The sequence below is a fragment of the Ensifer sp. 22460 genome (assembly GCF_052044935.1).
Lineage (GTDB): Bacteria > Pseudomonadota > Alphaproteobacteria > Rhizobiales > Rhizobiaceae > Ensifer.
On sequence record NZ_JBQENZ010000014.1, the window covers coordinates 169290 to 178999 of the forward strand.

Annotated in this window: 9 protein-coding genes; 6 read left to right on the forward strand and 3 right to left on the reverse strand. The window is 61.7% G+C overall.

Annotation, left to right across the window (positions count from 1 at the left end; genetic code table 11):
* Positions 1-20 precede the first annotated feature (20 nt).
* Positions 21-1013 carry an inositol 2-dehydrogenase gene (gene iolG / locus ACTJKM_RS18970; RefSeq protein WP_057249113.1) on the reverse strand — a complete coding sequence of 331 codons (993 nt, stop codon included), beginning with the start codon at positions 1011-1013 and terminating at the stop codon, positions 21-23.
* Between the two features lie 337 nt (positions 1014-1350).
* Between iolG and ACTJKM_RS18975 the strand changes: the two genes are divergently transcribed.
* Positions 1351-1605: a hypothetical protein gene (locus ACTJKM_RS18975; RefSeq protein ID WP_057249114.1), complete on the forward strand. Its 255-nt coding sequence runs from the start codon at positions 1351-1353 to the stop codon at positions 1603-1605.
* Between the two features lie 3 nt (positions 1606-1608).
* On the opposite strand, the gene ACTJKM_RS18980 is transcribed toward ACTJKM_RS18975, so the two are convergent.
* Complete coding sequence (locus ACTJKM_RS18980; RefSeq protein ID WP_058326421.1) at positions 1609-2055, reverse strand: hypothetical protein; 447 nt, start codon at positions 2053-2055, stop codon at positions 1609-1611.
* A gap of 97 nt (positions 2056-2152) precedes the next feature.
* Positions 2153-3133: a LysR family transcriptional regulator gene (locus ACTJKM_RS18985; protein WP_058326420.1), complete on the reverse strand. Its 981-nt coding sequence runs from the start codon at positions 3131-3133 to the stop codon at positions 2153-2155.
* A gap of 284 nt (positions 3134-3417) precedes the next feature.
* On the opposite strand from ACTJKM_RS18985, the gene chvE reads away from it, so the two are divergent.
* The 5 genes from chvE to ACTJKM_RS19010 all read left to right on the forward strand — a co-directional run.
* A complete protein-coding gene (chvE, locus tag ACTJKM_RS18990; protein ID WP_057249117.1) occupies positions 3418-4485 on the forward strand; it encodes a multiple monosaccharide ABC transporter substrate-binding protein in 1068 nt (355 codons plus the stop codon).
* Positions 4486-4583: 98 nt separating this feature from the next.
* The gene (mmsA, locus tag ACTJKM_RS18995) at positions 4584-6119 is read left to right on the forward strand and encodes a multiple monosaccharide ABC transporter ATP-binding protein (RefSeq protein WP_057249118.1); all 1536 of its coding nucleotides are present in this window, start codon (positions 4584-4586) and stop codon (positions 6117-6119) included.
* Positions 6119-7327 carry a multiple monosaccharide ABC transporter permease gene (gene mmsB / locus ACTJKM_RS19000; protein WP_058326419.1) on the forward strand — a complete coding sequence of 403 codons (1209 nt, stop codon included), beginning with the start codon at positions 6119-6121 and terminating at the stop codon, positions 7325-7327. The genes mmsA and mmsB overlap by 1 nt, the downstream gene beginning before the upstream one ends.
* Before the next feature lie 170 nt (positions 7328-7497).
* The gene (araD1, locus tag ACTJKM_RS19005) at positions 7498-8493 is read left to right on the forward strand and encodes an AraD1 family protein (protein ID WP_058326418.1); all 996 of its coding nucleotides are present in this window, start codon (positions 7498-7500) and stop codon (positions 8491-8493) included.
* Positions 8494-8559: 66 nt separating this feature from the next.
* Positions 8560-9710, forward strand: a 1151-nt coding sequence (locus tag ACTJKM_RS19010) for an aldehyde dehydrogenase family protein (RefSeq protein ID WP_440660724.1), incomplete at its 3' end; no start/stop codon positions are given.

Consider the following 9710-nt stretch of genomic DNA (forward strand, 5'->3'; position numbering starts at 1 on the left):
ATGTGTTACCGGCCGTAGCCTCAGGCGACGCTGATCTGACGCTTCTCGACAACCGACTTCACGGCGGCGTCGGCGAGCGCCAATGCGGCGAGACCATCCTTGCCCGACGGCGTGATTTCCGCACCCTTTTCGATCGCGGCGATGAAGCTCTCGATCTCGTTGGCATAGGCTTCGGTGTAGCGCGTCATGAAGAAGTCGTGCAGCGGCGGGCGGGTGTAGCCTTCGCCATTGGCGATCTCGATCGAGACCGGACGCTGGTTTTCAGCCGAGACGACGCCCTTCGAGCCGTGCACCTCGATGCGCTGGTCGTAGCCATAGGTGGCGCGGCGGGAGTTGGAGATGATCGCCTGCTTGCCGGAAGCCGTCTGCAGGATGACCGAGACGCTGTCATAGTCGCCGGCTTCGCCGATCGCCTTGTCGACGAGAACGGCGGCGGTTGCCGTCACGGAGACCGGCTCCTCGCCGAGCAGGAAGCGGGCCATGTCGAAGTCATGGATCGTCATGTCGCGGAAGATACCGCCCGAACGCTTGATGTAATCGACCGGCGGGGCGCCCGGATCGCGCGAGGTGATGGTCACCATTTCCACGTCGCCGATCTTGCCGGCGTCGATCGCCTTTTTGACGGCCATGAAATGCGGGTCGAAGCGGCGGTTGAAGCCGACCATCAGCTTGGCCTTGGTCTCGTTGACAACCTTGAGGCAGGCCTTGACGCGCTCGGCATCCAGATCGACAGGCTTTTCGCAGAAGATCGCCTTGCCGGCGCGCGCGAAACGCTCGATCAGGTCGGCGTGGGTGTCGGTCGGGGTGCAGATGACGACGGCGTCGATGTCGTCAGCCTTTTCGATCGCCTCGATGGTGCGCACATCGCAGCCATATTGCTTGGCGATGGTTTCGGCGGCGGCAGGGAAGGCGTCGGCAACGGCGACGAGCACGGCATCCGGATTGCCGCTGACGGCTTTCGCGTGAACCTTGCCGATGCGTCCGGCGCCCAGAAGACCAAATCTGACTGTCATCTCAGTTTCTCTCGAATTCCGGCTCGCGACCGGGAAGGGGCGTGATGATCGGCGCTCATCGCGCAAAGGCGCCGCGGAACATTGATTCCGCGAATCGATCGGAGAATTGCCACGAAAAATCGCGTGTTGGAACGCTGCGCCGGCGCCTCTCCCTTGGTACCTCCGCACCCAGTCGGCCCGTCCATTCATTTGGAATGAAGTAGCCGACGCGGGTCATTTCGGAATTTTTATTCCATTTTAGTTGCGTCCGTCAAGGGGCGTGAGGACCGCTGGACTTGCTGTCTTCAATGAATATCCCGTAAATGGGGCGCACATGATAAGGCCACCAGAGGACAGAATGCTCAAGTTCATCGACCCGGACCACCCCTTTTACCGCCCGCTATGGGTCCGCCTGCTGATCGTGGCCTTCTGCGCCGTCTGGACGGTGGTCGAGTTCCTGGGCGAACAGGCGATGTGGGGCATGATCTTCCTGGCCATGACGGCCTATGCCTCGGCAGCGCTGCTGGTCTTCTATAAGCCGAGCGAGAAGAGCGTGGATAAAGCCGCGGACGAAGAGCAGGGCAAGAGCGACGGGGACGGCGCCGCGGGCTGACGATCACGCCGCCGGGTTGATTGCGCGTATCTGCTGCGAGGCTTCGTCGATCAGCATGTTGGCGAGTTTCATGCGCACGGTCGCATTGGCGCGGAAGGCGGCCGGCAGGCGGTCCGGATGGTTCAGGGCGGCGAAGGCACGCCGCTTTGCCGCGAGCGTCATTTGTGTTTCGCCGTCGGCAAGCGCCAGCTCCGCAGCAACCTCGGCAAGGCTGGTGCGATCGAGATAGTCGGGCATGACGGGCGGGGCAGGCGGCTCGACGAAAGCCGCATCGAGATAGGCGCGTTCGACCGCGCCAAAAGACGCCAGGCCAGCGCTTTCGACAGCGAACGCGCCGGCGAAGATCGGCGCGCGCGGCGTCGCCAGTCTGGCCTCGACCTCATCGAACTCGCTTTCCTCTTCCGTTTTCAGCCGTTCGAGCACCGACTGAAACACCGACATTCCGAACATGACGCCTCCAATTGGAAGGAAACCATGACAGCCGGAGGTTATCCCGGGCTGATCACTTGATCATGCCCGGGCTGATGACATGATCATGCCGGGCTGATCACGCACGGCCCTGCTTCAGGATGAGATCGTAGAGCAGCTTGGCACTCGGCGGCAGTGCGCGTCCCTCGGCGGTGATCAGCCCATAGGGCTTGATGCGAATCGGGATCTCGGTCTTGAGGATGCGGATCTCACCGGCCGGTGTGCCGTTGCCAGCAATCAGGTTGGCGACGTCGAGGGCCACCGGCGCGATCGCATTGGTGTGGCGCACGATCGACAACGTCAGGATGATCGAAGAGGTGTTGATGACGGTCGCCGGCAATCTCACGCCGGCCGCCACGAAACTATCCTCGACGGCGCGCCTGAGCAGCGTGCCCGGCGGCTGGAACACCCAGTCGTAGGAGGGCAGGTCCTCGGCGACGACCACGGGCTTGTCGAGCAGCGGGTGGCCGTCGCGCACGATCAGGCAGACTTCTTCAAACCCGATCTCCACCATGTTGAAGAGCCGCGGCGGCTGGTCGTCGGGGATGCGCCCGATGATGAAATCGTGGCGCGCGGCAAGAAGCTCCCTTGCCAGCACGTTGCTGTTTTCGATCTGGACGTTGATCTCGATGCCGGGATAGGCGGTGATCACTTGGCGAATGGCGGGGACGGCGAGATTGAGCGCTGGTCCCGTGACGGACCCCAGAGAGACCGAGCCGCCGCTGCCCGTCTTGAGCTCGTTGATCTCGCGCGAGGCTTCTCGAAGCTCCAGAAAGATCGTGCGCGCCCGCCGTGCCAGCGCTTCGCCGTAAGGCGTCAGTTCGACGCCACGGGCAATGCGTTCGCAGACCGGCGCCTTCAGCATCGTCTCGATTTCCGACAGCATACGCGAGGCTGCCGGCTGCGAAATCCCGAGTGCTTCCGCGGCGGCGCTGATGCGCCTGTGGTCGTCAATTGCAAGAATCAGCCGGAGGTGGCTGATCTTCAAGCCGGAGCGAAACAGTGCTGAATCGAAGAGTTCGCCGGCCGTCCCGGTGGCGCTTGCCTTCTGGTCACGCATTTCCAACCCCTGTCGTTTTTTTGGTTTTCAAATATTTTCAAAAATCACACTGTTCGCACGTGCTATAACAATTTTGGTATGCGTTCAAAGTAATATTGTATTTGACAGTTATATGTTTTGATTCCAGTTTTTGCTCATGTGCCAGCGCATGTAGGAGCATGCGAGGCGGGGAGGCCTCTCCTTCACCTTGATCCGCGGCCGGAGACGAGATCCCGGTCCGCGGATTGCTGCGCATAGACGGAAAGGCTCTGCCTGCCGGCTTCAACTTTTTTGGGAGAGAACTGATGAAATTGATGACTTCGCTTCTCGCAGCCGCTGCGATTTCGATCGCGTCCTTCGCTGCGCCCGTATTTGCGCAGGACAAGGGCACGGTCGGCATTTCCATGCCGACGAAGACGTCGACCCGCTGGATTTCCGACGGCGAGACGATGGAGAAGCTGTTCAAGGAAGCCGGCTACACCCCGGACCTGCAGTTCGCTGACGACGACATCCCGAACCAGCTCGCCCAGATCGAGAACATGGTGACCAAGGGTGCCAAGGTTCTGGTCATCGGCGCCATCGACGGCACGACGCTCTCCGACATCCTGCAGAAGGCCCATGACGCCGGCGTCAAGGTTATCGCCTATGACCGTCTGATCCGTGACTCTGGCAATGTCGACTACTACGCCACCTTCGACAACTTCCAGGTTGGCGTGCAGCAGGCGACGTCGCTGGTGCAGGGCCTCAAGCTCGATGGCGCAACCGAGCCCAAGAACATCGAGCTCTTCGGTGGTTCGCCTGACGACAACAACGCCTTCTTCTTCTACGACGGCGCGATGTCGGTTCTGCAGCCGCTGATCGACAGCGGCAAGATCGTCGTCAAGTCCGGCCAGAAGGGCATGGACCAGGTCGGCACGCTGCGTTGGGACGGTGCTGTCGCCCAGGCCCGCATGGAAAACCTGCTGTCGTCGAACTACACCGACGCCAAGGTCGATGGCGTGCTTTCGCCCTATGACGGCCTCTCGATCGGTATCATCTCGGCGCTGAAGGGCGTCGGCTACGGCTCGGGCGACATGCCGATGCCGGTTGTCACCGGCCAGGACGCCGAGCTGCCGTCGGTCAAGTCGATCCTTGCCGGCGAACAGTATTCGTCGATCTTCAAGGACACGCGCGAACTCGCCAAGGTAACGGTCGGCATGGTCAACGCGATCATGGAAGGCAAGGAGCCTGAGGTGAACGACACCAAGACCTATGAAAATGGCGTCAAGGTCGTTCCGTCCTACCTGCTGAAGCCGGTTGCCGTCGACAAGTCCAACGTCAAGGACGTGCTCGTCAGCTCGGGCTACTACACCGAAGACCAGATCAACAACTGATCTTTTTCAACGGGAAGGGCCCGTGCAAGCGCGCGGGCCCTTTTATCCAGAAGACGGAGCCGGTACTCTCTCGCAGACTGCCGCTGGAATGACTGAACATGGACAATATCATTCTTGAAATGCGGGGCATCACCAAGACGTTCCCGGGCGTCAAGGCGCTGGACAATGTCAGCTTCAAGGTCCGCGAAGGCGAGATCCACGCGCTCGTCGGCGAAAACGGCGCCGGCAAGTCGACGCTGATGAAGGTGTTGAGCGGCGTCTATCCCGCCGGCACCTATGAAGGCGAGATCCACTACGGTGGCGAAGCGCGTCGCTTCTCGACGATCTCCGACAGCGAAGACCTTGGCATCATCATCATCCACCAGGAACTGGCGCTGGTGCCGCTGCTGTCGATCGCCGAGAACATCTTCCTCGGCAACGAGATCGCCAGCAACGGCGTGATCCACTGGCCGCAGACCTTTGCCCGCACCCAGGAGCTCCTGAAGAAGGTGGGCCTCAGCGAGAGCCCGGCAACGCTCATCACCGACATCGGCGTCGGCAAGCAGCAACTGGTCGAGATCGCCAAGGCGCTTTCGAAGAAGGTGCGGCTCTTGATCCTCGACGAGCCGACCGCCTCGCTCAACGAAACCGATTCCGATGCGCTTTTGAAGCTCCTGATGGAGTTTCGCACGCAGGGAATGACCTCGATCATCATCTCGCACAAGCTGAACGAGATCCGCAAAGTCGCCGACCAGATTACCATCCTGCGCGATGGCGGAACCGTCGAAACGCTCGACTGTCAGACCGAAGATGTCGGCGAGGACCGGATTATCAAAGGCATGGTCGGCCGCGCCATGGAAGACCGCTACCCGCCGCGCGAGCCCAAGATCGGCGAGACGCTGCTGGAAGTGAAGAACTGGAATGTCTTTCACCAGCACCACCGCGACCGGCAGTTCCTGCACGACGTCAATTTCACCGTGCGCGCCGGCGAAGTGGTCGGCATTGCCGGGCTGATGGGGGCAGGGCGCACCGAGACGGCGATGAGCATCTTCGGCAAGTCCTGGGGCCACAAGATCACCGGCGACGTGACGATGCGCGGCAAGCCCGTCGATGTCAGCACGATTCCGCGGGCGATCGATGCGGGTCTCGCTTACGTCACCGAAGACCGCAAGCAGCTCGGCCTCGTGCTGATCAACAACATCAAGGAGAACACGACACTCTCCAACCTGAAGGCGGTTGCCGCGAACGGCGTCATCGACGACCGCAAGGAAGCGAAGGTCGCCTCCGACTATCGCTCGAAGCTGCGCATCCGTTCGCACTCGATCTATCAGGAAACGGTCAACCTCTCGGGCGGCAACCAGCAGAAGGTCGTGCTGTCCAAATGGCTGTTCACCAATCCGGAAGTTCTCATTCTCGACGAGCCGACACGCGGCATCGATATCGGCGCGAAGTATGAGATCTACACCATCATCAACCAGCTTGCCGCCGAGGGTAAAGGCATCCTGATGATCTCATCGGAAATGCCGGAGCTGCTTGGAACCTGCGATCGCATCTACGTCATGAACGAGGGCCGCATCGTCGCCGAGCTCTCGAAGGCGGAAGCGAGCCAGGAATCCATCATGCGTGCCATCATGCGTTCAGGGGAGAAACACTAATGGTCGCCGATACGAGCACCCAAAACAACAAGCCCTCGATCGGGGACTATCTCAAGAACAACATCCGCGAATACGGCCTGCTCGTCGCGCTCGTGGTGATCATGCTGTTCTTCCAGTTCGTGACCAACGGCGTGCTGTTCAAGCCGGTCAACATCACCAACCTGGTGCTGCAGAACTCGTTCATCGTCATCATGGCGCTCGGCATGCTCCTGATCATCGTCGCCGGCCATATCGACCTGTCGGTCGGCTCGATCGTCGCCTTCATCGGCGCGATCTCGGCGATCATGCTGGTCAAATGGGGGCTGCCCGCCTTTGTCGTTATCCCGGCCTGTCTGATCGTCGGCGGCATCATGGGGGCGGCCCAGGGCTATTGGGTTGCGTACCAGAAGATTCCGTCCTTCATCGTCACGCTTGCCGGCATGCTGGTGTTCCGCGGGCTCACCTATGTGGTGCTCGGCGGACGTCCGATCGGCCCGTTCCCGAAGGAGTTCCAGCTGCTTTCGACGGGCTTCGTTCCGGATTTCCTCTATTTCCTCAACCCGGCGCCCGAGACCATTCAGAACATGGTGGCGCTCGTCGCCGTCATAGCTCTGGTCGGCTACGCGATCTATGCGGGCATTCGCGACCGCAAGATCAACGAACAGCACGGCACGGAGAACGAGCCATTCGTCTTCTTCGCCGTACAGATGGCGGTCATTGCCGTCGTTGCGTTGTTCATCGGCTTCCAGCTTGCGACCTATCGCGGCCTGCCGAACGTGCTGATCGCCATGGCCGTGCTGATCGCGCTCTATACCTTCATCACAACGCGCTCGACCATCGGTCGCCGCATCTACGCCATGGGCGGCAACGTCAAGGCGACCAAGCTCTCGGGCATCAACACCGAACGGCTCACCTTCTACACCTTCGTCAACATGGGCGTGCTTGCGGCACTCGCCGGCATGATCATCACCGCCCGCCTCAACTCGGCAACGCCGAAGGCCGGCGTCGGCTTCGAACTCGACGTGATTGCGGCATGCTTCATCGGCGGCGCCTCGGCGTCCGGCGGCGTCGGCAAGATCATCGGCGCGGTGATCGGCGCCTTCATCATGGGCGTGATGAACAACGGCATGTCGATCATGGGCATTGGCATCGATTACCAGCAGCTGATCAAGGGCCTCGTGCTCCTCGCAGCCGTGTTCTTCGATGTCTACAACAAGAACAAGGGTTGAGCCGAAAGCCATAAGACCCGACGCGAACCAGTAACATTCACCGGCAGCCGCGGCTGCCAGGATCGGCGGATTGGCCCGCTGGAATTGGATGGCGAAAGCCAGCCACGGGGACGCTTTTGCCTTGAGAAGGCGAAGACCGCGACCCGAACGACGACAGGAAGGACAGGATCGTGCTGATTTCGCAGATCAGGAACGAAGACGGATCGATAACGGTTGCGGTGCGTTTGCCCGGTGAAACCGCGCATGCGGTCAATGGTGCTGCAAGCGTCTACGCTCTGGCGATGGAAGCGGCCAATGCCGGGCGCAGCCTGAAGCAGACGATCGAGACCAAGGGTCTTGGCGCCGCCGTCGACCTCGACAAGGCCTATGCGGAGGGACGCTTCCTGCCGCCGATCACCCATCCGGATCCGGCGCATCTGCACCTGACCGGCACGGGTCTCACCCATCTTGGTTCCGCCGCAACCCGCGACGCCATGCACAAGAAGACGAGCGAGGCGGCCGAAGAGACCCTGACGGACTCGATGAAGATGTTCCGCATGGGGCTCGAAGGCGGCAAGCCGAAAGCCGGCGAATCCGGCGTGCAGCCGGAGTGGTTCTACAAGGGCAACGGCACCTCCGCCGTGGCGCCAGGTTCGGCACTCGTTTCGCCCGCCTTTGCCGAGGATGGCGGCGAGGAGCCGGAAATGGCCGGCATCTACGTGATCTCCGACACGGGCGTTCCGTTCCGTATTGGTTTCGCCGTCGCCAACGAGTTTTCCGACCACAAGACCGAGCGGGTCAACTATCTCTGGCTGGCGCACTCGAAGCTGCGCCAGGCGAGCTTCGGCCCGGAAATCCGCATCGGAGTTGCGCCTGAGGATATCCGCGGCATGTCGCGCATCCTGCGCGGCGGCAAGGTGCTGTGGGAGAAGCCGTTCCTGTCAGGCGAATCCAACATGTCGCACAGTTTTGCCAATCTTGAGCATCACCATTTCAAATACGGCCTGTTCCGCCAGCCGGGCGACGTCCATGTGCACATGTTCGGCACGGCGACGCTGTCCTTCGGCGACGGCATTCGCACAGAAGAAGGTGACGTGTTCGAGATCGAGGCTCATGGTTTCGGCCTTCCGCTTCGCAACACGCTAGCGATCGCTGCGGAAGAACAGGTCGCCATTCGCCAGCTCTGACACATCTCCTAAGCGCACCGTTCGCGAGGGACGGTCATGCGCGTTTATGAAGGAGGCTCGAAGCCTATGACATTGCACCAGAACCTGATTGCCGGCGAGTGGGTCGGCGGTGACGGGGTTGCCAACATCAACCCGTCCGACACCAATGACGTTGTGGGCGAATATGCCCGTGCGTCTGCCGACGATGCCCGCGCCGCGATCGCCGCGGCCAAGGCTGCGTTCCCGACCTGGTCGCGCTCCGGCATCCTCGAGCGCCACGCGATCCTGAGGAAGACCGCCGACGAGATCCTTGCCCGCAAGGACGAGCTCGGAAGGCTGTTGTCGCGCGAGGAAGGCAAGACGCTTGTCGAAGGCATCGGCGAGACGGTGCGTGCCGGCCAGATCTTCGACTTCTTCGCCGGCGAATGCCTGCGACTGGCGGGCGAAGTGCTGCCGTCGGCGCGACCCAATATCGGCGTCGAGATCACCCGCGAGCCGGTCGGCGTCGTCGGCATCATCACGCCCTGGAACTTCCCGATCGCCATTCCCGCCTGGAAGATCGCGCCGGCGCTTTGTTACGGCAATACCATCGTCTTCAAGCCGGCCGAACTGGTGCCCGGCAGTTCCTGGGCCATCGTCGACATCCTCCACCGTGCCGGCCTGCCGAAGGGTGTCCTGAACCTCGTGATGGGCAAGGGCTCGGTCGTCGGCCAGGCGATGCTCGACAGCCCGGATGTGCACGCCATCACCTTCACCGGCTCGACCGGCACCGGCAAACGGGTGGCGCTCGCCTCGGTCGAGCACAATCGCAAGTACCAGCTGGAGATGGGCGGCAAGAACCCCTTCGTCGTGCTCGACGATGCCGATCTGTCGGTGGCGGTCGAGGCGGCGGTCAATTCCGCCTTCTTCTCCACCGGCCAGCGCTGCACGGCGTCTTCCCGCCTCATCGTCACCGAGGGCATTCACGACCGCTTCGTGGCCGCAATGGGCGAACGGATCAAGGGGCTGACAATCGACGACGCGCTGAAGGCCGGCACCCATATCGGCCCGGTGGTCGATGAGGGCCAGCTCAACCAGGACACCGACTATATCGCCATCGGCAAACAGGAGGGCGCGAAGCTCGCCTTTGGCGGCGAGCTGCTGAAGCGCGACACGCCCGGCTTCTACCTGCAGCCAGCGCTGTTCACCGAGGCGACCAATCAGATGCGCATTTCGCGGGAAGAGATCTTCGGGCCGGT